We start from the raw sequence: 25,957 nt of genomic DNA, 5'->3' as shown, positions 1-25,957 counted from the left end.
CGCCATGTCGCAAACCGTCGCCCGCGCCGTCGACATCATCGGCTTCGTCTCCCGCCAGCCGCGTTCCCTCACCGAGATCGCCGAACGTCTCGGCGTGCACAAGTCGACGGCCCTGCGCATCCTGCAGACGCTGGAGGAGGCCGGCTTCGTCCGCAAGGACGTCAACGGCCACTACGCCATGGGCTTCCAGCTCATCGCCTACGGGCAGCTCGCGCTCGACCAGGTCGAGGCCCGCTCCCTCGCCCACCCGGTCCTGCAGGAGTTGGGCGAGCGCCACGGTCACACCGTTCACCTCGGGGAGCTCGTCGGCGACCGGATCGTCTACGTCGACAAGATCGACGGCCGCGGCAGTGTCGCCATGGGATCGCGCATCGGTCTGCCGGCCCAGACCCACACCGCGGGCGTCGCCAAAGTGATCACCGCGTACCAGGATGCCGCGACCCAGGAACGCATCCTCGGCCAGGCCACCTTCGAGCGCTACACCGACACCACCCACACGAGCCGTGAGGCCCTCGTCGAGGACCTCCGCCGGACCCGCGCCCGCGGCTGGGCCGAGGACGACGGCGAACACGAGGGCTACATCAACTGCGTCGCCCTCCCCGTCTTCGACGCCCGCGGCAAAGTCACCCACGGGATCTCCATCACCGCCCTGTCCGCCGTCGCTCCGCTCGCCGAACTCCGCGCCCACCTCGACGAGTTCCGTTCGGCCGCCCAGCGGATCAGCACCGAACTGGGCTGGAAAGGAAACACACATGACGGCCGCTGACATCTCCACCGACTTCTTCGCCCGGCACCTGTCCCGCCATCCTCTGATGGGCATCTTCCGGGGCCAGGACCCGTCCGCCACCGTCGAACTGTGCCGCCGGGCCTGGGAGTTCGGCGTCGAACTGGTGGAGATCCCGGTACAGTCCGACGCCGCCCTCCCCTCCTTGCGAGCCGCCGTCGAAGCGGCACGCGACCACGGCAGGCAGATCGGGGCCGGCACCGTCACCACCGTGCGGCGGCTGCGGGCCGTCCAGGAGATCGGCGCGGCCTTCACCGTCGCTCCCGGAGTGCACCGGGAGGTCATCGAGGCATCCGCGCACAGCGGGCTGCCCCATCTGCCCGGGGTGGCCACCGCCACCGACATCGCCACCGCCCAGGCGGCCGGCCACACCTGGCTCAAGGCGTTCCCCGCGCGGCAGCTCGGACCGGAGTGGATCGCCGCGCATCTCGCTCCGTTCCCCGATGTCCGCTTCGTCGCCACCGGCGGCATCGGCGCCGACAACGCCGCCGCCTTCCTGTCGGCGGGCTGCGCGGCGGTCGCCGTGGGGTCGGCGCTGGCCGACCCCACCGCACTTCCCCTGTTGCGGGAGGCGGTGAGCCCGGTGCGCTGACCCACCCCCTCCGACGGGCCCGTCCCGCGCGACGGCGCGGGGCCCCCACAACGCGTCGGAGCCCGCCCGCTTCCTCGCGGTTCCCCCTCCCCCGGCCGTGCGGCGGCCCGGGGAGGAACCCGGCACGCCGCAGGGCCTCCGGTGACGCCCTCGCACCGCGCCCACCAGCACACCGACCGGACCGGCCCACGGGCCCGAAGGCCGGTCCGCCCGGCCGCCCGACGGCCGTGACCAACCCTTTCCCGTCTGTCGCGCAGGCCCCGGTACGCCCTCCTCGCACCAGCCGTTCCGCCGACAGCGTCACCGCCCGCACCGGCCCACCCCTTCCCGGTGCGCGCGCCAAGAGCCGCACACCCCGTACAGGGGCGTCGCGCTGCACTTCAACGGCGAAATCAGCAAGACGATCCTGAAGAGAGTCCTCCTCATGGCACACACACCGTCCTCACCCGCATTCGACCCGAAGGCCGTCAGACGCGTCGTCGTGGCGAGTTCCATCGGCACGGTCATCGAGTGGTACGACTTCGCGCTGTACGGCGTGGCGTCCGCGTTGGTCTTCGGCCCCCTGTTCTTCCCGAGCCAGAGTTCGGTCGCGGGAACGCTCGCCTCGTTCGCGGTCTTCGCGGTGGCGTTCTTCGTCCGGCCCATCGGCGGTCTCATCGCCGCCCACGTCGGTGACCGGGTCGGCCGCAAGCCTGTTCTGATCTTCACCATCACGCTGATGGGAGCGGCCACCGTCGCCGTGGGCCTCCTGCCGACGTACGAGACGGTGGGGGCCTGGGCGCCCGTCCTGCTCCTGATCACCCGGATCCTCCAGGGCATCGGCGCGGGCGCCGAGTTCGCCGGCGCCGTCACCACCGTCGCCGAGTACGCTCCCGCCGCGCGCCGCGGCCTGTACACCTCGTTCGCCCAGGCATCCGTAGGCGCCGCGTTCGTGCTCTCCACCGGCTTCTTCTCGATCCTGGCCACCATCCCCGAGGACGTCCTGCTCGGCTGGGCCTGGCGCGTGCCCTTCCTGGCCAGCGTGGTGATCTTCGCGGTGGCCCTGTTCATCCGGCGGCGTATCGAGGAGACCCCCGACTTCGTACGGACCAAGGAGGCCATGCGGGACACGGCGGACGGGAAGTCCCCGGCCCGCAAGATCCCCGTCGTACAGGCGCTGCGGGAGCGGCCCCGCCATCTGATGGTGGGACTGCTGTGCGGGTCGGGGCTGAACGTGGCCGGCTATCTCGTCAACACCTTCTCGCTCAGCTATCTCAAGAACACCCTGGGCGTCTCCGCGACCGTGGCCACGGTCGGTGTGGTGGTCGCCGTGGGCAGCAGCATCGTCGCGGTGCCGCTGTTCGGCCGGCTCTCCGACCGGGTGGGCCGTGTGCCGGTCATGGCCGGGGGCGCCCTCTTCATGGCGCTGTACATCCCTCCGTACTTCCTGCTGCTCCAGACGGAGCGGCCCGTGCTGATCGTCGTCGCCATGACGATCGCCTACGGTGTGGGGCAGAGCGCCATGCTCGGCTCGCAGTCGGCCTTCCTGTCGGAGCTGTTCGAGACCCGGTACCGCTTCACCGCGATCGCCTTCTCCCGTGAGCTGAACGTGATGGTGCTCGGCGGGACGACGCCGTTCATCGCGACCGCGCTGGTGGCCGTGGCGGACGGCCCCTGGCTGGTCGTCGCCTTTGTCGTCGTGTGCCAGGCGCTGACCCTGCTGGCCCTGGTGCTGGCCCGCTCGCCGCGGACCCGGGCAGAACGCGAGGACACCGGTAAGCCGGACGGGGAGGACCGGGCGGCCGTCACCTCCGCCCTCTGAACCGCGTGCGGTATCGCCGCCCCGGGCACGTCGCCCGGGGCGGCGATACCGCACGTCGGAGCCCGCCGCGCTATCCGCCGCAGCGCAGCGCGCGGAGGTCGACGGTGTCCGCCATGGCCTTCATCCCCGCGTCGTTCGGGTGCAGATGGTCACCGCTGTCGTACACGGGGAGCATCCGCGTAGGGGCGGCAGGGTCCCCGATCGCGGCGTCGAAGTCGACGACGGCGTCGAAGGCTCCGCTCTCCCGTACGAAGGCGTTGACCTCCTGGCGGATCGCCTCACCGTTCGCGTTCCACTCGCCCCAGCCCTGGTACGGCAGAACGGTCGCCCCCACGGCACAGGCTCCGGCGGCGTGCGTCCGCGCGATGATCCGCCGGTAGCCGTCGATCACGTCCGCGGCCGTGGGCGCCGGGGTGGCCTTGATGTCGTTGACGCCTTCGAGCAGGACCACCGTCCGCAGCCCGCGCTGGGACAGGACGTCCCGGTCCAGGCGCTTCAGCGCGCTCTGCCCCGCGCCGTCGGAGAGGAGCTTGTTGGCGGAGATCCCCTCGTTGGCTACGCCCTTGACCGGGGTGCGCCGGTCGTCGCCGAGCCGCCGCGCGAGGAAGTCGGGCCAGCGGCGGTTGGTGTCTGCGGTGGAGCCGGCGCCGTCGGTGATCGAGTCGCCCAGCGTGACGACGGCCCCGGTGCCGCGCGGCGCGTCGGCCACCACGGCGTCGAGGTAGTAACGGAAGCTCGTGCGCTGGGTGTAGGCCGTGGCGTCGTCCTCGGCGGCATGGTCACCGGTGGGCGCGATGTACGAGGTCTGGTGCCCCATCCGGTGGCCGGTGGCGGTGCCGGACGCGTCCCGTACGTACAGGCTGACGGCGAGATCCGCGTACGGCCGTACGGTGCCCGGCAGCGGATCGCTGTACACGGAGCCGCCCGCCGGTACGGTGACGGACGCGGCGCCCCGGAAGCTCAGCGCCCGGTTGGTGCCGGGCACCACGGAGGCGCCCGAGGCCACGGTGCCCGCGTAGGCGCGGCCGAAGGTCACCGGCTGCTCGCCGAAGGCGTTGGAGAGCCGGATCCGCAGGGCGCTGCCGCCCGTGCTGGTGCGGACGACGACGCGATGGGTGCGTTCGGGGACGGCGGTGTCCAGCCGGTCGGCGCTGGCGGCCCAGGTGACCACCTGGGTGGTGCGCGCGGCGGGGGCGGCCCAGGCCGCCTGGGGAACGGTGGCGGCGGCGCCCAGGGCGAAGGCCATGACGACGGCGACGCGCCGGGCGCGGCGAGGTAACTCCACACTTCTCATTGCGGGTTGATGCCTCTCATAGCGACAGTCGTGCCCATGACATGAGACGAGGCCACCTCCGGGTGCGGCCTCACTTGATGACACGGGCACGGAGCGCTTCCGGTTCGACGCGCCCCGGCGGCTGGGCCGAACGGTCCGCCGTACGCGTACGGCGCGCGCCACGCTCGCGCGCGGCACACGCCGTATCGGCCGGACGGGTCAGCTCTGCGGCGGACGGTCGCCACCCGACGGCGGCTCCTGCGTACCGAGCTGTTCGTCGATCTTCTTCTGGGCGGTGTCGACCTGGCTCTGGTACTTGTTCCCCGTCTTCCGGTCGAACGCGTCGCCGGCCTTCTCCACCCCTTGGCGGGCGGTGCTCTCATGCCCCTTGATGAGGCTCTTCAGCTTGTCGAGCATCGACATGTTCGGCTCCTCGCTCGGAACGTATCCCCGACCACCATCACCGCTCCCCGGCGTTTCCGCACCCCGGCGCGGTCCACGGCGGGGACGTGGGGTCCCGCTCAGCGCGCCGGTCCTGGGGCCCTCGCCTCCACCGCCTCGCCCTCCGTGTCCACGTGCGGCAGGACGCGGTCCAGCCACCGGGGTGTCCACCAGGCGGCCGGGCCCAGCAGGGTCATCACCGCGGGGACGAGCAGCAGCCGGACGATGGTGGCGTCGATCAGGACGCTGACGGCGAGCCCGAGGCCGAGCATCTTGACCACGATGTTGTCGCTCAGGATGAACGCGGCGAAGACGCTGACCATGATGAGCGCCGCGCAGGTGATCACCCGGGCCGTGATCTCCAGACCGTGGGCGACGCTGTCCCCGCTGCGGTGGGTACGGCGCCAGGCCTCGTGGACCCGGGAGAGCAGGAAGACCTCGTAGTCCATGCTCAGTCCGAAGACGATCGCGAACATCATCATCGGCACATAGCTCTCGATGGGCACGGTCCCGTTGACGCCCAGCGCGGGCCCGCCCCAGCCCCACTGGAAGACGGCGACGACGACTCCGTACGACGCGGCGATCGACAGGAGGTTGAGCACGGCGGCCTTGAGCGCGACCAGGACCCCCCGGAACACGATGAGGATGATGAGGAACGCGAGGCCGACCACCACACCGATGATGAGCGGCAGCCGAGCCGAGATGAGGTCGAGGAAGTCCTCCTGGGCGGCGGCCGTGCCCGTCACATAGGTCGTGGCGTCGGTTCCGGCCACGCCGCGCGGCAGGATGTCGTCCTTGAGCTGACGGAAGAGCGTGGCGGTCCCGGCGGACTGCGGTGAGGTACGGGAGAGCGCCGTGGCGGTCAGGACGTCGCCGTCGCCGGCCGGGGTGAGCGGGCTGACGCTCGCCGCGCCGGGGACGTCGGTGAGCGCCTTGGTCAATTGGGCGGCGAGCGCGGAGCGGTCGGCCGGGGGGACCTCGCTCTGGTCGACGACGAGGGTGAGCGGACCGTTGGCGCCGGAGCCGAAGCCCTCGGAGATCAGGTCGTAGGCGCGCCGGTCCGTGAAGCTGGTGGGGTCGGCCCCGTCGTCGATATGGCCGAGACGAATGAAAAGAAGGGGGATGGCGAGGACGCCGACGACCACCAGCCCGGCGAGCAGGAACCACCACGGGTGGTGCTCGACACGCCGGGCGTACCGGTGCCAGCCGCCGGTCGCCCCGGTGTGCACCCGGGTGCTGCCGCCGCCCTTCCGTCCGGCGCGTACGACGGCCGGATCGGCGACGCCCTCCGCGACCGGGCGGCGGACCCGGTAGCGGTCGATCCGGCGTCCGGCGAGTCCGAGCAGGGCCGGTACGAGGGTGACCGCGCCGATGACGGCGGTGACGACGGTGACGGCCGCCGCGGCGCCGAGCTTGCCGATGAAGCTGATCCGGGAGACGTACAGCCCGGCCAGGGCGACGATGACCGTACAGCCGGAGACGAGGACGGCCCGGCCGCTGGTGGCGACGGCGCGGCCCGCCGCCGTCACCGGGTCCGCGCCGTCCATCGACTGCTGGCGGTGGCGGGTGATCAGGAAGAGCGCGTAGTCGATGCCGACGCCGAGGCCGATCATCGTGGCCAGGGTGGGCGAGACGCTCGCGAAGGTGAAGACGGCGGCGATCAGGCTGAGACAGGCCAGCCCGACGACGACCGCGATCAGCGCGGTGAGCAGGGGGATCCCGGCGGCGATGACGCTGCCGAAACCGATCAGCAGGACGATCACCGCCACAGCGAACCCGATGGCCTCGCTCGTCAGGTCTCCGGCCTTCGGGCGGGCCAGTTCGCCGAGCGGTCCGCCGTACTCGACCTCGACGCCGGCGGCGCGCAGCGGCTGTACGGCCCGGTCGACGCCGTCGAGATAGGAGCGGGGGAAGGTGGTGGGACTGGCGCTGAAACGGACGCTGATGTAGCCCGTCCGGCCGTCGGAGGTGAGGGCTCCGGTGGGTGGTGAGGAGGGCGTGGCGGGCAGCGGGTTCGCCACGGACAGGACGTGCGGGAGCTTCTGGAGGGAGGCGACGGTCTGGTCGACCTGGCTCCGTACGGCGGTGAGGGACTGCCGCCCGTCGTGCAGGACGACCTGGGCGCCGACGCCGGCGGCCGCGGGCGCGTGTTCGCCGAGCACCCGGGCGCCGGTGTCCGACTGGGTTCCGGGGAGGGCGAAGTCGTCGGAGTAGGTGCCTCCGAAGGAGTTCTGCAGCGCGTGCAGCGCGCCGAGGGCGACCAGCCAGGCGACGACGACCACGATGAAGTGATGGGCGCACCACGCTCCGAGGCGCTGGAGGCGGCCGGGCCGCGCCGGGTCCGGCGCCGCTGTCGCGTCCGTACCGCTCCGTGCGGTCATGCGTTCCCCCAGAGGGTGCGAGCATCAGCCATCCATGTCATATGCGGTCATCTTCGACCATATGACCGGATGGGCGGCGGTGACGCTCTGGGGGACGCGGCGGGCTCTCAGAGCCTGTCGGGTGACCTCTGACCGGGCGGCCACCCGACAGGCTCTCAGGCCAGACGGGCCGTCAGCCGGTGGGTGCCCGCAGGGGCGCTGTGGAGCGCGCCGAGCGGATCGGGGGTGGCGTCCCCGGTGGGGGCGGCGCCCACCAGCAGGACCTTCCAGGGGCGTGTGCTTCCCGTCTCCACGACGATCTCGTCGCCGTCACGCCGGGTGGTGAAGACCGCGGCGGGTCCTGAGCCGTCGGGCGCGGGGACGGCCGTGACGACCTCGGCGCCGTCCACCGGGGTGTGCACGCGCAGCGTCACGCCGTCGGCCCAGTCGTACTCGGGGCCCTCGTCGACGGCGCCGAGCGGGAGCACCGCGCCCGGCCTGGCCAGCAGCGGCAGGGTGTCGAAGCCATGGGTCTCGCGCCGCCAGCCGGGGCCGGTGACCTGGGCGCCGTTGAGGATGTTGGTCCAGACGCCGTCGGGGACGTAGTACTCGACCGAGCCGTCCTCGGTGAAGACGGGGGCGACCAGCAGGTCGTCGCCGAGCAGATACTGCCGGTCGAGCGGGCGGCAGGCCGGGTCGTCGGGGAACTCCAGCACCATGGCGCGCATCACGGGGGTGCCGGTGTCCCTGGCCTGGGTGGCGGCGCGGTAGAGGTACGGCATCAGCCGGTGCTTGAGCCGGGTGAAGTCGCGGGTGACGGCGACGGCCTCGTCCCCGTAGTCCCACGGCACCCGGTAGGACTTGGAGCCGTGCAGCCTGCTGTGCGAGGAGAGCAGGCCGAACTGGACCCAGCGCTTGAAGAGCGCGGGGGTCGGAGTGCCCTCGAACCCGCCGATGTCGTGGCTCCAGAACCCGAACCCCGACAGGCCGAGCGACAGTCCGCCGCGCAGCGACTCGGCCATGGCCTCGAACGTCGACTCGCAGTCGCCGCCCCAGTGCACGGGCAGCCGCTGGCCGCCGGCGGTCGCGGAGCGGGCGAAGACGACGGCCTCGCCCTCGCCGCGCTCCTCGCGCAGCAGTTCGAAGACCGTCTCGTTGTAGATCTGCGTGTAGTAGTTGTGCATCCGCTCCGGGTCGGAGCCGTCGTGCCAGGCGACGTCGACGGGGACGCGCTCGCCGAAGTCCGTCTTGAAGCAGTCGACGCCCTGGCCGAGCAGGACGCGCAGCTTGTCCGCGTACCAGGCGCGGGCGTCCGGGTTGGTGAAGTCGACCAGCGCCATCCCGGGCTGCCAGCGGTCCCACTGCCAGACGTCGCCGTCGGGCTTCCTCAGCAGATAGCCCTCGGCCATCCCCTCGGCGAAGAGGGGGGACTTCTGCGCGATGTACGGGTTGATCCAGGCGCAGACGCGCAGCCCGCGCTCGCGCAGCCGGGCGAGCATGCCCTCCGGGTCGGGGAAGACGTCGGGGTCCCAGACGAAGTCGCTCCACTGGTACTCGCGCATCCAGAAGCAGTCGAAGTGGAAGACGCTCAGGGGGATTTCGGCGTCGGCCATGCCCTGGACGAAACGGTTGACGGTGGCCTCGTCGTACGAGGTGGTGAACGAGGTCGAGAGCCACAGGCCGAAGGACCAGGCGGGGGGCAGCGCGGGGCGGCCGGTGAGCGCGGTGTACCGCGCCAGGATCTCCCGGGGCCCCGGGCCATGGACGACATGGAACTCCAGGCTCTGGTCCTCGACGCTGAACTGGACGCGCCCGACGGCCTCGGAGCCCACCTCGTAGGAGACCTGGCCCGGGTGGTTGACGAAGACGCCGTAGCCCCGGCTGGTGAGGTGGAACGGGATGTTCTTGTACGCCTGTTCGCTGCTGGTGCCGCCGTCCGCCTGCCAGATGTCCACGGTCTGGCCGTTCTTGACGAACGGGGTGAAGCGTTCGCCCAGCCCGTACACGCTCTCCCCGACGGCGAGCGAGTGCTGCGCGAGCATGAAGTGCCGGCCGTCCGCGTCGGTCGCGAACCCGGCGCCCCGGCCGCCGATCGTGGTCAGGCTCTGCCCGCCCGCGGTGAAGTCGAGCTGCCAGGGTGCGTCGGTGTCGGTCCTCAAGGTGAGTTCGCCGGAGGTGAGTTCGATCGTGGAGCCCTCCCTGACCACCTTGCCGGCGCCGGTCCCGGAGCCGGTGGTGAGCGCGAACTCCGGTGTCCTCGGGGCGCGTCCGCCGTGGTGGGTGAGGCGGACACCGATGACGCCCTCGGCGGGGGACCAGCACTCGACGGTCACCAGGGGGGCGTTGAGGGTGTCGCCGCGGTGGGTCACCCGTCCCACCGGGGCGTAGAGGGTGACCCGGTCGTCGGTGACATCGGCGTCGGCGACGGAGACCGCGTACCGGGCGGTGACGCCGGGGCGCATCTGCCAGTACCCGTCGGTGAACTTCATCAGTGCTCCTGCTCTGTGGAAGGGGCTGGTTCGGATCGGTGGTCCATCGGGTCGATGGTCCCCGTTCGACGGGGCCGCGGCCGTTATTTGACGGATCCGCCGGTGATGCCGGCGGCCACGTACTTCTGGGCCACGACCAGCAGGATCGCGGCGGGGACCGCGGAGACGACGGCGGTCGCCATGACCGCGCCCCAGTCGCTGACATGGGCTCCGATGTACTCGTACATGGCGAGGGTGATGGGTTTGACGTCGTCCGTGGTGTTGAGGGTCAGCGCGAACATGAAGTCGGACCAGGCGAAGAGGAAGGTGAACAGGCCCGCCGTGATCAGGGCGTTGCGGCTCATCGGCAGGACGATCCGGACGAAGGCGGTGAACCGGCCCGCACCGTCGACCAGCGCGGCCTCCACGACCTCGCGCGGGATCGACACCATGAAGGCGCGCAGCAGCACGATGGAGAACGGCAGTCCGAGCGAGGCGTCGGCGAGGATCAGCCCCAACGGGGAGTTGACCAGCCGCAGTTCGACATAGGCGCTGTAGAGGGCGTTGGCGATGACGATGCCCGGGACCATCTGGGTGATCAGCGTGGCGAACACGATCGTACGGCTGCCGCGCACCCCGAGCTGGGCCAGGCCGTACGCGGCGGGCGCGGCCAGCGCCAGACAGACCACGACGGCGCCGAGGGCGACGACGAGGCTGGTCACCAGCGAGCCGCCCTGACCGCTCAGCGCGCGCTGGAAGTTGTCCCAGCCGGGCGAGGTGGGCAGCCAGTGGGTTTCGGCCAGGCTTTCGCCGGGCTGGAGGGCGATGTTGACCATCCAGTAGAGCGGGAAGAGCAGTACGGCGAGGACGACGAGTGCGAGAACGGTGGAGGCGGCGCCGCGCGGGCGGCCGGCGGCGGAGTCGGTGGTGGACATGGCGGTCACTTCCCCTGGCCGAAGTCGGAGCGGTTGGCGCGCAGATAGAGCACGGCGAAGACCGCGCTGACCAGGATGAGTACGTTGCCGACCACCGCGCCCTGTCCGAAGTTGAGCTGCTGGAAGGAGAGTTGGTAGGTGACGGTGCCCAGGGTCTGGGTGGAGTCGGCGGGGCCGCCGCCGGTGAGGGCGAGGATCAGGTCGAGGATCTTCACCGTGGACATGAAGCCGAGGATGAGGACCACGGTGACGACCGGGCGCAGCAGCGGCAGGGTGATACGGCGGAAGGTGCGCCAGGGACCGGCGCCGTCGAGCGCGGCGGCCTCGTACAGATCGCGGGGGATCTCCTGGAGCCCGCCGTAGAGAATCACCATGTTGAACGGGATGCCGATCCAGATGTTGACGAGGATCGCGGAGAGCAGGGCCACGTTCGGGCTGCTGAGCCAGGGCACGGCGGACGAGGTCAGATGCAGGTCCATCAGGAGTGTGTTGAGGACGCCGGTGTCCTGGTCGAGGAGTTTGCGCCAGACGACGGCCGAGACGACCATCGGGACGAGCCAGGGCAGCAGCAGGACCGCGCGGACGAAGCCGGAGAGCCGGAAGCGGCGGGAGAAGAACACGGCGAGCGCGAGGCCGATGACGAACTGGCCGAGCAGGGAGCCCGCGGTGAAGAGCAGGGTGTGCCAGAGGGAGCCGGTGAAGAGCGGATTGCCGAAGACTCCGCGCCAGTTGTCGAGCCCGTTGAAGGGGGACTCGCCGGTGAAGTAGGTGCGCGGGGTGAAGTGCTGGAAGCTCATGGCGACGTTGCGCACGAGCGGGTAGCCGAAGAAGGCCAGCATGTAGAGGACGGCGGGGGCGACGAAGAGCAGGCGCAGGATCGCGGCGCGGCGTCCGGGCCCGGCGGGCGCGCGGGCGGCGTCCGCGGCGGCGGGGTCGGTGTCCCCGGAGGGTCTTCCGGCGGGCGCGGGGGCGCCGGCTGTGGTGGAGGTGGTCATGGCGGGTCTCCTCACGTCACTCGCCGGCCGTGGCCCGTGACTGGGCCTGCTTCAGGGCGGCTTCAGGTGTGGAGCGGCCGGTCAGTACGGACTGGAAGGCGCCCGCGAGGGCGTCGGAGACGACCGGCCAGCGCGCGCCGACCCGGTCGGTGCGGGAGCGCGCCGTGGCGACCTCGTCGGCGAAGGCGCCCAGCTTCGGGTTCTGGGCCTTGTACACGGCGGCCGCCGCCGTGCGGGTGGGGACGTTGTAGACGGCCTCGCCCCAGGAGACCTGGTTGCGCTGCTCGTTGAGGCAGTCGATGATCCGCGCCGCGGTCCGCTGGCGTCCGGTGTCGCCGGTGCGGGGCAGGGTCATGACCGTACCGCCGATCGGTGGCACCGGCGGGCGGCCCGCCTCGGGGACGGGGATCGCGGCGACCGCCCAGTCGAGGTCCTGGTGCTCGCCGAGCACCGGGACCTGCCAGGGCCCGTTGATCATCATCGCGGCCCGTCCGGCGATGAACTGGTCGTTGACGTCCTGCTGGTTCCAGTTGACGACGGCACTGGAGGCCGACTTGTCGTCGATCAGGTCCTTCCACAGGCGCAGGGCGGGGGCGCCCCGGCCGTCGTCGAGACGCGCCTCGTCACCGCCGGCCGACCAGAAGAACGGCAGGAACTGGTAGACGCCGTCCGCGTCGGGGGTGGCGCTGAAGGCCATCCCGAAGGTGCGGCCCCGGGTGAGCTTCTTGGCGGCTGCCTTCAACTCGTCCCAGGTGGTGGGTGGTTCGACGTCGGCCTTGCGCAGCAGCTCGGCGTTGTAGATCAGGGCGAGGGAGTTGACGGACCGGGCGATGCCGTACTGGTCGCCCCGGAAGCTGCCCATGGAGACGGCGCCGGGCGACATCCCGGTCACGTCCACGCCCGCGTCCTTCAGCGGGAGGAGGCCGCCGGTGTCGGCGAACTGCGGGAGTTCGGAGCCGTCGAGTTCGAGGATGTCGGTCAGCGAGTGGGACGAGGCCATCCGCAGGGCCTTGGACACCACCTGGTCGGCGGGGACGCTGGTCTGTCTGACCTTCACGCCGAGCGGCTTCGCGCAGCGGTCGAAGAACTTCTGCTGCTGGTCGTGTTCGTGGGTGTCGGTGGCCGAGTTGAGGACGGTGAGGGTGCCGGGGTCGGGCAGCCGCGCGCACCCGGCGAGCGGGACGAGGGCCACGAGCGCGGTGAGGAGCACGGCCGGCGCCGGGAGGCGGCGGATCGGGTGCATGGAAGAGGGGCTCCGTTCGGTCTACAACGCTGTATGGAGACGGAGATGCACAGGAGAGGGAGGGGGAGGGACGGGGAGGGACCGGTGCGGGGCGGGAGGGTGCGGGGAGTCGGCGGGGACGGACGGGAGCGCGCGGGCGAACAAGTGTCGAATCGATTCGATTCAACGCTGCGGCGATGGTAGGCGCTCGCCGAAACGGCGACAAGAGCCGAGCGGAGACTTCGGTGCGGACGGACGGGATACGGCGGGATCCGGGCTGGATGCCGGAGGGATACGGGTGGGTTACCGGAGCGAAACGGGTGGGATCCGGCCGGGGTCAGCCGCGCGGCGCGCCGAGCGGCAGCGCGCCCGGCAGCAGGACCGGTGCGATCAGCAGATGCCCGACGGAGTCGGCGAGCAGCCGCGCGCCCGGCTCCGCGTGCTCCGCGCCGCGCGCGGTGTCCTCCCGCAGCACGGCTGCGGCGCTCACGGCGAGCCGGGTGACCTCGGTGGCCAGCGTCGGGACCGGCAGTTCGATCCGGGGCAGCCGGCTGCTCGACGGATCGCCCGGCAGCGTACCGATGACGACGACGGTGACGTCCTCGGGCACCCGCAGTCCGGCCGCCGAGACCGACGCCAGGATGTGGTGGTGCGCGGAGGGGTGCTGCACGATCAGCGCGGTCGGCGCCGCGTCGGCCCCGGCGTCGCTCCCCGGCCGCCGGGCTCCGTCGGACGTCCGCTCCCCCAGGAGCGTACGGAGCCGGTGCGCCAGTCTGGCCGGATCGCCGACGGAGTGGACGACGCGGACGGCGGCGCCGGTGGTACGGGCGCCACGGCGGGCGCCGGCGATCCCGCGCAGCGCGTAGCTGCGCCGCCCCCGTACCTCCGGCTCGCCGGGCGCGAGATAGACCAGCTCGCGGTGGCCCGCGGCGGCGAGTTCCCGGACGGCGAGCGCCGCGGCCTCCTCCCAGTCGAGATCGGTCCAGGGCAGCGCGTCCTCGTCGGCGGGCCGCCCGATCAGGGCCGCGGGGAAGACCAGTTCGCGTACGACGTCGATCCGCGCGTCCTCCATGTCGACCGCCATCAGGACCGCCGCGTCCGCGAGGCCGCTGAGCGCGACGCGCCGCAGCCCTTCCGCCTTGTCCTGCGAGGTCGTCAGAAGGAGGTCGTGGCCGAGGGAGTTGGCGGCGTCGCTGACCTCGATGGCGAACCGGCCGTCCACGGCGTGCCGTTCACCGGCCGCGCGGGGAAGCGCGAGGGCGATCACATGGGTGCGGCTGCTGCGCAGGGTCCTGGCGCTGGCGCGCGGGTGGTAGCCGAGCGCGTCGACGGCCTCCTGGACGCGCCGGCGGGTCTCCTCGGAGATCGAGCGGGAGCCGTTGAAGACATAGCTGACGGTGCTGGGCGCGACCCCGGCCCGCTGGGCGACGTCCCTGATGGTAGCCATCTCGACCCCTTCGATGGTGCGGGAACGACGCCGGAGGACGTGCGGCAGCCCTGGCCGTTCATCGTATCGAACGGGTCGGAGGGCCGGTCCGTCCACACCGCTGGGCAGGCGCGGGCATCAGCCTCCCTGAGCAGGCGCGGAACTCAGCCGGCCGCGTCCGGCGGCGCGCACACCCGCGCCAGGTGCGTGGCGAGCGCGCGGGCGCCCCACGGGGCCTCGACGCACACCCCGCCGGGCGCCGGATCCGCCCGCGCACGGTGGAGTACGGGAGCGGAGTCCGGGTCCGCCCCGCCGGTCAGCGACCAGCCCGCCGCCCGTACGGTGAGCGCGCCGGACGCCGGGCCCGCGCGCAGCGCCGCCGCCGTCCAGACGACCAGCGCGTGCGGATCGGGCGCGGACGGACCGGGCAGGCTCCAGACGCGGGTGGGGTCCCCGGCGTCGGGGGTGATCACCGGCCCCGACAGGGCGCGTACGGCGGTCCAGAGCGCGTCGAGTTCCGCGCAGTGGCGCCAGCGTCCGGCCCGGTCGGCGAGTTGCCAGCCGCCCCCCGGCCAGGGCCTGGCGGTCAGCCGGGCCCCGGCCAGCAGCCGCCGTACGACACGGTGCCGGGCGGCCGTACCGCCGGGACCGAGCGGCGCCACCCGCTCCGTCCAGCGGGTCGCGGGACGGCCGCACCCTCCGCACACGCCGGTCAGCCCCTCTCCGTACGGGCGGCCACCGGGGCGCCGGGGCCTTCGGTGTGTCCGTTCCGGCGGGGCGTCATGCCATCACGTCGCCGCTGTTGGGGCCGAGGGTCTGCCCCACGTAGAGGTTGCCGCCGGGGTCGGAGGCGAGGAGCAGCACGGTCGGCGCGATCTCCTGGGGCCGTCCGAACCGGCCGAGCGGCAGCTCCGCCTGCTTGGCGCGCTTCCACTCCGGGCTGAGCCCGTCCACCAGCGGGGTCTCGACCGGCCCCGGGGCGACCGCGTTGACCAGGACGTTGTGCGGGGCGGCCTCCCGGGCGAGCGCCTTGGTGAAGCCGATGACCCCGGCCTTGGCGGCCGAGTAGTGGGTCAGCCCCTCGCCGCCCTTCTGCCCGAGCTGCGAGGCGATGTTGACGATCCGGCCGCCGCCCCGCGCGATCATGTGCGGCAGGGTGTAGCGGCAGCTCAGGAAGACGCCGCGCAGATCCACGGCGATGGTCTCGTCCCAGACGGACGGGTCCATCTCCGTCAGCGGGACCTCGGTCAGGATGCCCGCCGAGTTGACGAGGACGTCCACCCCGCCGTGGCGGCGTACCACCTCCTCGACCGTCTCCCTGACCTGGCCGGCGTCGGCGACGTCGAGCGTGTGCAGGGTGACGGCGGCCGTGGCGGGCAGCCGGTCGCGCAGGGCCGCGAGCCGGTCGGTGTCGCGGTCGGCGAGGGCGAGCCCGGCCCCCTCACGGGCGAACGCCTCGGCGACGGCGGCGCCGATGCCGCTGGCGGCGCCGGTGATCAGAACAGTGCGCGAAGTGGGGTCGGGGGCCGGAATAGGGGTCGGGGTGGTCATCGGGTCTCCGTGAGGTGGTCGTGCCGAGGAGGGGCGGGTGGGGCGGGCGGGACGGGTGGGATGGGTGTCAGTCGGGGAAGCGGACCGTCAGACCGCCGTCCACGACGAGCTGCTGCCCGGTGATGTACGAGGCTTCGGGCGCGCACAGGAAGCGGATGGCGGCGGCCACCTCCGCCGGGCGTCCTACCCGGCCGGCCGGGATGGACGAGCCCGCCGCTCGCAGCCCCTCGGGGCCGAGCGAGTTGCGCGCGTCGAGCGACTGCGGGGTCTCGATCAGCCCGGGGATCACGGAGTTGGCCCGGATGCCCCGGGGCGCCAGCTCCACGGCGAGGGAGCGGACCAGGCCCAGCACCCCGGCCTTGGCGGCGGCGTAGTGGGCATGCTCGCCCCAGCCGTACACCCCGCCCGCGATGGACGAGACGGCGAGCAGCGCGCCCGGCCCGGTCATCCGCGCAACCGCCGAGCGGAAGGTGCGCATGACCCCGGTGAGGTCGACGCCGAGCATGTCCTGCCAGGCCTCGTCGGTGAGTTCGGCGAGCGGTGCCCGGCGCAGGATGCCGGCCGCCGCGACGGCGATGTCGAGCCGGCCGTACGTGTCCACGGCGGCCCGCGCCAGCCGTTCGGGGCCCGCCTCGCTCGCGACGTCCGCCTCGACGGCGAGACACCGGCCGCCGGCCGCGCGGACCGCCTCGACGGTCCCGGCCGGGTCGTGCGGATCGGCGGTGTGGAAGCCGATCACGGTGTCGATGCCCGCTTCGGCGAAGGCGACGGCCGTCGCCCTGCCGATGCCGCTGGCCCCTCCGGTGATGAGGGCCGCGCCGCGCTGTCGTTCTCCGGTCATGGTGGGGAATCTCCTTGTCGGGCTGTCGGGCTGTCGGGCTTGCCGGGGACGGGTCGGTTCGGGACGGGTCAGACGGCCGCGGGGGCCGGTGCGGGTGTAGGGCGGCGGTCGACGTCCCGCGCGCCGAGCATCACGAGCCCGGAGCCGAAGATGCCGACGGCTCCGGCGAGGAAGGCGGCGACGGTCATCGAGGCACCGGCCGAGAGCAGCGCGCCGAGCAGCGCGGAGCCGACGATGGCGCCGACCGGGCCCATGGTGTGGGCGACGTTGGAGCCGATTCCCCGCACCTGCTCGGGGAACGACTCGCTCATGTAGAACAACATCGCCGAGTAGGGACCGGTCAGGAAGAACAGGCCGAGCGCGTAGAGGCCGATCACGGCCGCGGTCGAGGTGGGGCCGAGGAGCATGGCGGTCATGGCGGCGCCGCCGCAGCTCCAGCCGATGATGATGGTCGTGCGGCGGCCGATCCGGTCACCGAGCCAGCCGTGGAAGACGTAGCCGAAGAAACCGGCAAGGTTGGCGAGGACGAGGACCAGCAGCGCGCTGCTGAACGAGACGCCCTTGGCCTCGACGAGCACGGTCGTCCCCAGCACCGAGAAGATCTGGATGCCCATCCAGTTGAGCAGCCAGGCGGCCGAGAGACAGAGCGTGTGACGGCGCAGCGCGGGCGCGAAGACCTCCCGCAGCCCGGCCTTGGTCGCCTTGGTCTCGATACCGGCCGACTTCTCGACGGCCTCGGCCTCGGAGGAGCGCCCCTCGGCGCGCAGCGCACGGGCCTTCTTCAGGCCGAGGAAGACCGGGGACTCGGGCAGGGTGCGCATCAGCAGGGCGATGACGAGCGCGGGGACGGCCGCGATCACGAAGCTGCCGCGCCAGCCGAAGGTGGGCAGGGTCAGCGCCGTCACCCCCGCTCCGACCAGGGCGCCGACCGGCCAGCCGCTCTGCACGAAACTGAAGAGCAGTCCGCGCCGGGGGTGCTTTCCGTAGATCTCGTTGAGGTAGACGGTGTTGACGACCTCCTCGGAGTAGCCGAACCCGGAGAAGGCGCGGATGCCGACCATGGAGATCGCGCCGCCGGCCAGGGCGGTCGCGGCCGAGGTGAGGGCGGCCCCGGCCGAGGTGATCATCAGGGCCGGGCGGCGGCCGAAGCGGTCGAGGATCGGGCCGACGCAGAGCGAGACCACGAAGGTGCCCGCGGTGACGCCGGTGACGACATTGGCGGCGGTGGCGGTGGACCAGCCGAAGTCCTCGGCGATCTTGGGGAGCAGCGTGCCGAAGAGGGTGAAGTCGTAGACGCTGAAGACCCAGGCCAGGAAGCAGATGACCGAGGCGCGGACCACGAGTTTGCGGGGCGGGGTACCCAGCTCGGTTATGCCGGGGGTTTGGGCGGCTGACGAGGATGTCGCTGACGGGTTCACGGGCGGACTCCGATACGTACGAAGGGGACGCGGGGACGGGGCGCCGCGGTGGGACGGGCGGGCGCGGAGGTGACGGGGCGCGGTACGGCGCCGTCGCGGCGCGGTGTGCGGGGACCGGGAGCGGTCCGGTCCCCGGCGCCGGCCCGGGGAGAGGGCCGGCGCGGCGCCGGCGGCCGGGGCACGGGGCCGCGGCCACGGGGAGAGGGGAAGCGGAGCGGGGAGGGCGGGAGCGGGACGGAGCGGTGTCAGCCTCGGGGGCGGCGGCGGACGAAGTCCGTGGCGATCTCGTCGAAGGTGACCCAGCGGACGCCCTCGTGGCCGCTGATGTGGTCGATCAGCCGCTCGTGCATCAGCAGGTTCTGCGGCCGTCCCGACACGTCGGGGTGCACGGTCATGGTGAAGACGGCGTAGTCGTTCTCTCGGTAGACCCAGTCGAACTGGTCGCGCCACATCTGTTCGAGATCACGCGGGCTGACGAAGCCGTGGCTGTTGGGGCTGGCCTTGACGAACATCATCGGAGGCAGGTCGTCGAGGTACCAGTTGGCGGGGATCTCCACCAGGTCGGTCTCCTCGCCGCGTTCCAGCGGCTTCATCCACTCCGCCGCCGGACGGTCGTAGTCGATCTTCGACCAACTGTCGCCGACCCGCACGTAGTACGGCTCGAAGTCGCGGTGCATCAGGGAGTGGTCGTACGCGATGCCCCGCTCCAGCAGGAGTTCGTTGGTGACCGGGGAGAACTCCCACCAGGGGGCGACATAGCCGGTGGGCCGTCGTCCGGTGCGGGTGGAGATGAGGTCGATGCAGTGGTCGAGGATGTCGGACTCCTGGGTCCGGCTCATCGCGATCGGGTTCTCGTGGCTGTAGCCGTGCACCCCGATCTCATGGCCGGCGGCCGTACACGCCTCGAACTCCTCGGGGAACGTCTCGATCGAGTGGCCCGGCCAGAACCAGGTGGTGGTCATCTCCCGGCGTCGGAACAGCTCCAGCATCCGGGGCACTCCCACCTCACCCGCGAACAGTCCGCGCGAGATGTCACAGGGGGAGTCCTCTCCCCCGTACGAGCCGAGCCAACCGCCGACCGCGTCGACGTCGACGCCGTAGGCAACCAGAATCTCTTTCGCCATGTCGGTACTCCTCTTACGTGTACAGCTACGTGTGGTGGGTGTGGTGGTGGTGCTGGTGTGGTGGTGGTGCTGGTACGTGTGGGGGTGTCTGCCGGTGGTGTACGTGGTGACCGGTCGCCCGCGCGGGAGGCGCGCCCGGCCGGTGGTCATCCGCCGTGGTGCGCGGCGCCGCGTGGACCGCTCTCGTGGTGTCCGGGCACATGGTGTTCGGACACATGGTGTCCGGGCTCGTGCTGTCCCGCGTCGGTGAGCCAGTCGCGGATCAGCGCCGCGGCCCCCGCGGGCCCTCGCCCCTCGGCCCGGTGCAGCGCGGCGGCCAGGAGCAGCCGCAGTTGCCACGGGGAGAGGTCGGAGGCGAAGACGGCGCCGGCCCGCAGCAGGTCGGCGCCGCCGCCCGCGCCGTACGCCGCCGAGGTCGCCCCGGCCGGTACCCGGCTGGCGACGGCGACCGCGACGCCGTCCGCCACCAGCCGCGCGACGACCTCGGTGATCTCCGGCGGGGCGTTGCCCGCCCCGAAGGCGCACAGCACCACACCACGCGCGCCCGCGGCGACCGCCGCGTCGAGCAGTGTGGTGTCACAGCCGACGTAGAGCGGGACGATGTCCACCCGGGGCAGCCGGCCGAGGTCGTCGGCCCGGATCAGCGGGGCGGGGCGGGGCGGCCGGCCGATCAGCCGGACGCGGCCGTCGTCCACCCGGGCGACGGGCCCCCGGCCCGGTGCGCCGAAGGCGGCGGGCGCCAGGGTGTCGGTCTTGCGCAGCCCGATCGCGGGCCAGACCGCGCCGTCGAAGACCGCGCTGACGCCATGGCCGCGGGCCGCGGGGTGGGCGGCCCAGGTCAGGGCGGTGGCGAGATTGCGCGGCCCGTCGGCCGCCGGGTCGTCGGCGGGGCGCTGCGCGCCGGTGAGCGCGATGGGGCGGTCATCGGCGTGCACGAGACCGAGCGCGAACGCGGTCTCCTCCAGGGAGTCCGTCCCATGGGTGATGACCACCGCGTCGGCCCCCTCGCGCAGGCTGTCGCCGACGGCTCCGGCGAGCGTGGCGAGATCGGGGAGACCGAGCGAGAAGCTGGCCCGCAGGCCCAGCTCCGCGCAGGTCACCTCGGCACACTCCGGTACGGGGAAGGCGCGCGCGGTGCCCAGCAGCTCCGCCACCGTGACGGAGGCGATCCTCCCGGTGGGCGTGGAGCGGCTGGCGATGGTGCCACCCGTGCCGATGAGACGAAGCTGCATACGAGGCTCCACAATCGATTGCGAGAACGATTGCGCAACCATGCTCCACACTCACCCCGGAGGGCAACCCCCCTGATCGGATCTTCATGGAAGATGATGGCTCCGGAAACACGGCCACCCGGCCCGGGACCGGATCCGTGACGGGCCGCGCCCGGACCGTCACCCCCCGCAGCACAGGAACGAGGACCACGGCCTTGATACGACAGTCCGCAGCCGGCCGCGACCCGGGCGAGAACGGTGTGACCCTGGCCGATGTGGCCGCCGACGCGGGTGTGCACCAGTCCACCGCGTCCAGGGCGCTGCGCGACGGCACCGGGGTGGGAGCCGCCACCGCCGACCGGGTACGGGAGTCGGCGAGACGGCTCGGCTATGTGGTGAACCCCGCCGCCTCCAGCCTGCGGACCGGCCGTTCACGGCTGCTGGGTGTGCTGGTCCCCCGGCTCACGGACATCGTGCTGGCCACGGTCTACGAGGGCATCGAGGCGGGCGCGGCGGCCGCCGGGTACCAGGCGGTCGTCGCCAACACCGGGGACGATCCGGAGGTCCAGCGGGCCAAGGTGGAGCGGCTGCTGGCCCTGCGGGTCGACGGGCTGCTCCTCGGGGACGCGCGCGGCGACACGACGCTCGCCTCCGAACTGGTGGCGCGCGGGGTGCCGGTGGCGCTGGTCTCCCGGCGGCTGCGCGGGGTCACCTCGTTCACCTGTGACGACATCGTGGGCGGACGGCTGGTGGCGGAGCATCTGCTGGCGCTGGGGCACCGCAGGGTGGCGGTGGTGGCGGGCGAGCCGTACGCCTCCACCGGGGTCGAGCGGACGAAGGGCTTCACGGACGCGTACGCGAAGGCGGGGTTGCCGGTGGACCCGGCGCTGGTCGTCAACGCGCCGTTCGACGTGCACGGCGGCGAGCGCGCCGCGCACCTGCTGCTGGCCGCCGAGCCCCGCCCCACGGCGGTCTTCGCGGTCAACGACTTCGCCGCGATCGGGGTCATGGGCGCGCTGCGCGCCTCGGGTCTGGTGCCGGGACGGGATGTCGCGGTGGCCGGCTTCAACGACGTACCGCTCTCGGCCCAACTGCCCATCCCGCTCACGTCCGTACGCTCGCCGATGCGCGCGATGGGAGAGCGGGCGGCGACCGCACTGGTGGGGATGGTGGAGGGGCGCTCGGCCCGGTCGCGCCGGTTCACCCCTGAGCTGATGGTGCGCGCGTCCACGGCCGCCCCCGACCGGCGGGACCCGTCGGCCTGACGGGCCCTGCGGCGGGGCGGTCACCGGCCACGGCGGCGACCCGCGAAGATGAACCGACAAGACGATCGACCGATCTGGAGGAGTGGGCAGATGCCGCACGAACGAGCGGGACAGCCGGCCCGGCCGGAGGACCTCATCGATGTCGCCAAGCTGGTGACCGCGTACTACGCGCTGCACCCGGAGCCGCGGGAGCCGGGCCAGCGTGTGGCGTTCGGGACGTCGGGGCACCGCGGTTCGTCCCTCGCCACCGCCTTCAACGAGGACCACATCGCCGCGACCAGCCAGGCGATCTGCGAGTACCGGTCCCTCCAGGGCACCGACGGGCCGCTGTTCCTCGGCGCGGACACCCACGCGCTCTCCGAGCCCGCCCGGGTGACCGCCGTCGAGGTGTTCGCGGCCAACTCCGTGACGGTGCTCGTCGACAGCGCCGACGGTTACACCCCCACCCCGGCGGTCTCGCACGCGATCCTCACCCACAACCGCGGCCGTACCGCGGGGCTCGCGGACGGTGTGGTGGTCACTCCGTCCCACAACCCGCCCGCCGACGGCGGTTTCAAGTACAACCCGCCGAGCGGCGGCCCGGCCGGGTCCGACGCGACCAACTGGATCCAGGACCGCGCCAACGACCTCGTCGCGGGCGGCCTCAAGGACGTCCGCAGGCTCCCGTACCGGCGTGCCCTGGCCGCCCCGGGCACCGGGCGGTACGACTTCCTCGGTACGTACGTGGCCGACCTGCCGTCCGTGCTCGACCTCGACGCGGTGCGCGCGGCGGGGGTACGGATCGGCGCCGACCCGCTGGGCGGCGCGTCGGTCGCGTACTGGGGAAGGATCGCCGAGGAGCACCGGCTCGACCTGACCGTGGTCAACCCGCTGTCCGATCCGACCTGGCGGTTCATGACGCTGGACTGGGACGGGAAGATCCGGATGGACTGCTCGTCGCCGTACGCGATGGCCTCGCTGATCGAGCGGCGCGACCGGTTCGCGATCGCGACCGGCAACGACGCCGACGCGGACCGGCACGGCATCGTCACGCCGGACGGGGGGCTGATGAACCCCAACCACTATCTCGCGACGGCGATCTCCTACCTCTGCACCCACCGCGAGCGGTGGCCCGCGGGCGCCGGGATCGGCAAGACGCTGGTGTCGTCGGGGATGATCGACCGGGTCGCCGCGGACCTCGGCCGGCCGCTGGTCGAGGTGCCCGTCGGCTTCAAGTGGTTCGTGGACGGGCTGGCCGGCGGATCGCTCGGCTTCGGCGGGGAGGAGTCGGCCGGGGCGTCGTTCCTGCGCCGCGACGGCTCGGTGTGGACCACCGACAAGGACGGCATCATCCTGGCGCTGCTGGCCTCCGAGATCCTCGCGGTGACCGGGAAGACCCCCTCCGAGCAGTACGCCGCGCTCACCGCGCGGTTCGGGGAGCCCGCGTACGCCCGGATCGACGCGCCCGCCACCCCGGAGGAGAAGGGGGTGCTCGCGAAGCTCTCACCGCGGCAGGTCACCGCGGACACCCTCGCCGGGGAAGCGGTCACGGAGGTGCTCACCGAGGCGCCCGGCAACGGCGCGCCGATCGGCGGCATCAAGGTGTGCACGGAGAACGCCTGGTTCGCCGCCCGGCCCTCCGGCACCGAGGACGTCTACAAGATCTACGCGGAGTCCTTCCTCGGCGCCGATCACCTCGGCCGGGTCCAGGAGGAGGCGAAGGCGGTGGTCTCCGCGGCGCTGGAGGGGTGAGCCGTGCCCCGGGCCTCCGGCCGCCGGTCCGGCCGGGGGGCCCGGGGCACGCGCCCGGGCGGACGCGGTCCCGTACGAGCCGTCAGACCGCCGGGAGGGGCTGCTCCGCCCAGATCGCCTTGCCGCCGGGGATCTGACGGCTGCCCCAGCGCTGGGTGAGCCGGGCGACCAGCAGCAGCCCGCGACCGCCCTCGTCGTAGACCCGGGCCCGGCGCAGATGCGGGGCCGAGGTGCTGGTGTCGACGACCTCGCACAGGAGCGTACGGTCGCGGATCAGCCGGAGCTGTACGGGGCCGCGCCCGTGCAGGATCGCGTTGGTGAACAGCTCGCTGACGACCAGTTCGGTGGTGAAGGTGAGCTCTTCCAGTCCCCACGCGGCCAGTTGGCCGGAGACGCGCTCGCGCACCTCGGCGACGAGCGCGGGCTCCGCGGCCAGCTCCCAGGTCACCACCTGGTCCGCGTCGAGCGCGCGGGTGCGGGCGAGCAGCAGGGCGACGTCATCGGCACGGGACGGCGGGAGCAGCTTGTCGAGGACGGTGTCACAGGTGGCCTCCAGCGACGGCGACGGCGCGGCCAGGATCGCGCGGAGGCCGTCCACACCGGAGCCGGGGGCCGTGTCCATCCCCCGGCCGGTGCCGGTGCCGTGTTCGCGGGACTCGATCAGTCCGTCGGTGTAGAGCGCGAGCGTGCTGCCCACGGGGACATCGAACTCGGCGGACTCGAAGGGCATCCCGCCCAGGCCGAGCGGTGGCCCCGCGGGCAGCTCGACCAGGCGCGCCACGCCGTCGGGGGTGGCGAGCACGGGCGGCGGGTGGCCGGCCCTGGCCGCGCAGCAGCGGCGGGAGACCGGGTCGTACACCGCGTACAGACAGCTCGCGCCGGTGTACTCGTCGACGGCGGGGGCGCCGTCCGGGCCGGCGTCGCCCCCGGAGTTCTCCGAGGCGAGCCGTACGACCACGTCGTCGAGGTGGGTGAGGAGTTCGTCCGGCGGCAGGTCGATGTCGGCGAGGGTGTGCACGGCCGTACGGAGCCGGCCCATGGTGGCGGAGGCGTGGATGCCGTGCCCGACGACGTCTCCCACCACCAGCGCGGCCCGGGAGCCGGCCAGCGGGATGACGTCGAACCAGTCGCCGCCGACACCGTGCCGGGAGTCGGCGGGGCGGTAGCGCGTGGCGACCTCGACGGCCGACTGCGCGGGCAGTCCGCGCGGCAGCAGGCTGCGCTGGAGGGCGACGGCGGTGGCGCGTTCGCGGGTGTAGCGGCGTGCGTTGTCGATGCAGATCGCCGCTCGGGACGCCAACTGCTCGGCGAGGGCGAGATCCTCCTCGGTGAAGGGCTCCGGCCGCAGGCGCCGGGTGAAGAGCGCGGCCCCCAGGACATGGCCCCGGGCGACCAGCGGCGCCACGACGATCGACCGGGCCTCGAAGTCGGTGGCCTTCGCCCTGCGCAGGGGGTCGCGCGCCATCCACTCGGTGTACGCCGGGTCCCCGGGACCGGTGAGCACGGCGCGGCCGGTGGCAAGGGCGCGGGCCGGGGGCGAGAACTCGGGGCAGTGGTCGATGTCCCCGACGGCGACCGCGGCCTCGGGCGCGTCCGGGTGCCGGGCGGACCGGTGGGCGACGCGGCGCAGCCGGACATCGCCGGAGACCGGTCCTGGGGCCGGTTCGTCGCCGCGCAGTACGGAGTCGAGGAGGCCGACGCTGATGAAGTCGGCGAAGGCGGGGAGCGGAGTGCTCGCCAGTTCCTGGGCGGTGCGGGTGACATCCAGGGTGGTGCCGATGCGCATGCTGGCCTCGTTGAGCAGGGCGAGGCTCGCGCGCGCCCTGCGCTGCGCGCTGTTCTCGAAGCCGGTCACGGCGAGGGCGTACACGCGGCCCGCCGTGTCCCTGAGCGGCGAGAGGGAGAGGGCCCAGGAGCGGGCGTGTTGCTCGCCGGGAGCCCGGCGGACGGTCTGCAGGGACTCGGCCTCGCCGGTGCGCAGCACCCGGCGCATGGCGGTCTCGACCTTTCCGTCCGGCGCCGGTCGCGGTGTGTCGGCCGTACCGTCGCGATCGGCGCCGTCCACGAGGTCGTCGCCGTCGCTGTCGCCGCCGTCCGCGCCGTCCGTGCCGTCCGTGCCGTCCCTGCCGTCGAGGAGCAGGAAGCCCGAGGGGTGGCCGCGCATCCGGGCCTCCGTGCGGCCGGTGATCCGGCCCATCCGGTCGTTCGCGTGCAGCAGCCGCAGGTCCGCGTCGTACACCGCCATCGGCAGGACCGACTGGGTGAACGACAGAGCCTGCCAGAAAGCCGCTCCGCGCGTGTCATCCATCGTGTTTCGCTCCCCGCCGGGCTTCGCCCCGGGCATCCGGTCCACCACCGGCCGCCCGGACGGTCAAGGCTACAACCCAGGATGAACCATGCCTTTCCATCAGTTTTCCCCGTTCTGCCTTGTCCCACCCTCCCCGTGCCCTTCTTAAGGCCTTCTTAAGGAGCAGCCCCGGTTGTTGGGGAGCCCTGTGTGCACCACGCTGGGGAGCGTG

General features: G+C 72.7%; 20 protein-coding genes. 5 read left to right on the top strand and 15 right to left on the bottom strand.

The window, feature by feature from the left end; translation table 11 throughout:
- Positions 1–4 precede the first annotated feature (4 nt).
- From ACIQ7D_RS03605 to ACIQ7D_RS03595, 3 genes are all read left to right on the top strand, one after another.
- Positions 5–766: an IclR family transcriptional regulator gene (locus tag ACIQ7D_RS03605; protein ID WP_403933183.1), complete on the top strand. Its 762-nt coding sequence runs from the start codon at positions 5–7 to the stop codon at positions 764–766.
- Positions 753–1,376, top strand: coding sequence for a bifunctional 4-hydroxy-2-oxoglutarate aldolase/2-dehydro-3-deoxy-phosphogluconate aldolase (locus ACIQ7D_RS03600; RefSeq protein ID WP_403933181.1), 624 nt, complete (start codon positions 753–755; stop codon positions 1,374–1,376). The genes ACIQ7D_RS03605 and ACIQ7D_RS03600 overlap by 14 nt, the downstream gene beginning before the upstream one ends.
- Positions 1,377–1,800: 424 nt before the next feature.
- A complete protein-coding gene (locus ACIQ7D_RS03595; RefSeq protein WP_403933179.1) occupies positions 1,801–3,177 on the top strand; it encodes an MFS transporter in 1,377 nt (458 codons plus the stop codon).
- A 70-nt stretch (positions 3,178–3,247) separates the two neighbouring features.
- Here the strand turns inward: ACIQ7D_RS03595 and ACIQ7D_RS03590 are convergent, their stop codons facing one another.
- The 14 genes from ACIQ7D_RS03590 to ACIQ7D_RS03525 all read right to left on the bottom strand — a co-directional run bounded on the left by ACIQ7D_RS03590 (position 3,248) and on the right by ACIQ7D_RS03525 (position 20,463).
- Positions 3,248–4,471 (bottom strand): SGNH/GDSL hydrolase family protein, encoded by a 1,224-nt coding sequence (locus ACIQ7D_RS03590; protein ID WP_403933177.1) that lies wholly within the window; start codon positions 4,469–4,471, stop codon positions 3,248–3,250.
- Positions 4,472–4,669: 198 nt separating this feature from the next.
- Entirely contained in the window at positions 4,670–4,873 is a 204-nt protein-coding gene (locus ACIQ7D_RS03585; RefSeq protein ID WP_403933175.1) for an antitoxin, read from the bottom strand.
- 98 nt (positions 4,874–4,971) lie between these two features.
- Entirely contained in the window at positions 4,972–7,272 is a 2,301-nt protein-coding gene (locus ACIQ7D_RS03580; protein ID WP_403933173.1) for an MMPL family transporter, read from the bottom strand.
- A gap of 155 nt (positions 7,273–7,427) precedes the next feature.
- Positions 7,428–9,740: an alpha-xylosidase gene (yicI, locus tag ACIQ7D_RS03575; protein ID WP_403933171.1), complete on the bottom strand. Its 2,313-nt coding sequence runs from the start codon at positions 9,738–9,740 to the stop codon at positions 7,428–7,430.
- Between the two features lie 83 nt (positions 9,741–9,823).
- Complete coding sequence (locus tag ACIQ7D_RS03570) at positions 9,824–10,654, bottom strand: carbohydrate ABC transporter permease (RefSeq protein WP_403933169.1); 831 nt, start codon at positions 10,652–10,654, stop codon at positions 9,824–9,826.
- 5 nt (positions 10,655–10,659) lie between these two features.
- The gene (locus ACIQ7D_RS03565) at positions 10,660–11,649 is read right to left on the bottom strand and encodes a carbohydrate ABC transporter permease (protein ID WP_403933167.1); all 990 of its coding nucleotides are present in this window, start codon (positions 11,647–11,649) and stop codon (positions 10,660–10,662) included.
- A gap of 16 nt (positions 11,650–11,665) precedes the next feature.
- Positions 11,666–12,892, bottom strand: a complete 1,227-nt coding sequence (locus ACIQ7D_RS03560) for an extracellular solute-binding protein (protein WP_403933166.1) — start codon at positions 12,890–12,892, stop codon at positions 11,666–11,668.
- Positions 12,893–13,208: 316 nt separating this feature from the next.
- Complete coding sequence (locus tag ACIQ7D_RS03555; protein ID WP_403933164.1) at positions 13,209–14,318, bottom strand: LacI family DNA-binding transcriptional regulator; 1,110 nt, start codon at positions 14,316–14,318, stop codon at positions 13,209–13,211.
- Between the two features lie 143 nt (positions 14,319–14,461).
- Positions 14,462–14,959 carry a hypothetical protein gene (locus ACIQ7D_RS03550; RefSeq protein WP_403933162.1) on the bottom strand — a complete coding sequence of 166 codons (498 nt, stop codon included), beginning with the start codon at positions 14,957–14,959 and terminating at the stop codon, positions 14,462–14,464.
- 118 nt (positions 14,960–15,077) lie between these two features.
- A complete protein-coding gene (locus ACIQ7D_RS03545; RefSeq protein WP_403933160.1) occupies positions 15,078–15,848 on the bottom strand; it encodes an SDR family NAD(P)-dependent oxidoreductase in 771 nt (256 codons plus the stop codon).
- A gap of 67 nt (positions 15,849–15,915) precedes the next feature.
- Positions 15,916–16,689: an SDR family NAD(P)-dependent oxidoreductase gene (locus ACIQ7D_RS03540; protein ID WP_403933158.1), complete on the bottom strand. Its 774-nt coding sequence runs from the start codon at positions 16,687–16,689 to the stop codon at positions 15,916–15,918.
- 68 nt (positions 16,690–16,757) lie between these two features.
- Positions 16,758–18,029 carry an MFS transporter gene (locus ACIQ7D_RS03535; protein WP_403933156.1) on the bottom strand — a complete coding sequence of 424 codons (1,272 nt, stop codon included), beginning with the start codon at positions 18,027–18,029 and terminating at the stop codon, positions 16,758–16,760.
- Positions 18,030–18,352: 323 nt separating this feature from the next.
- Complete coding sequence (locus ACIQ7D_RS03530; RefSeq protein ID WP_403933154.1) at positions 18,353–19,231, bottom strand: polysaccharide deacetylase; 879 nt, start codon at positions 19,229–19,231, stop codon at positions 18,353–18,355.
- Positions 19,232–19,377: 146 nt separating this feature from the next.
- Positions 19,378–20,463, bottom strand: coding sequence for an asparaginase (locus ACIQ7D_RS03525; RefSeq protein WP_403933152.1), 1,086 nt, complete (start codon positions 20,461–20,463; stop codon positions 19,378–19,380).
- 194 nt (positions 20,464–20,657) lie between these two features.
- Here ACIQ7D_RS03525 and ACIQ7D_RS03520 point away from each other — a divergent pair, with 194 nt between their 5' ends.
- Entirely contained in the window at positions 20,658–21,707 is a 1,050-nt protein-coding gene (locus ACIQ7D_RS03520; RefSeq protein WP_403933150.1) for a LacI family DNA-binding transcriptional regulator, read from the top strand.
- A gap of 90 nt (positions 21,708–21,797) precedes the next feature.
- Positions 21,798–23,438, top strand: a complete 1,641-nt coding sequence (gene pgm / locus ACIQ7D_RS03515; RefSeq protein WP_403933149.1) for a phosphoglucomutase (alpha-D-glucose-1,6-bisphosphate-dependent) — start codon at positions 21,798–21,800, stop codon at positions 23,436–23,438.
- Between the two features lie 82 nt (positions 23,439–23,520).
- On the opposite strand, the gene ACIQ7D_RS03510 is transcribed toward pgm, so the two are convergent.
- Complete coding sequence (locus tag ACIQ7D_RS03510) at positions 23,521–25,746, bottom strand: SpoIIE family protein phosphatase (protein ID WP_403933147.1); 2,226 nt, start codon at positions 25,744–25,746, stop codon at positions 23,521–23,523.
- Between the last annotated feature and the right edge of the window lie 211 nt (positions 25,747–25,957).

It is taken from the genome of Streptomyces sp. NPDC096310, assembly GCF_044763125.1.
Taxonomy (GTDB): domain Bacteria; phylum Actinomycetota; class Actinomycetes; order Streptomycetales; family Streptomycetaceae; genus Streptomyces.
This window is presented reverse-complemented; position numbering and strand designations above follow the sequence as displayed.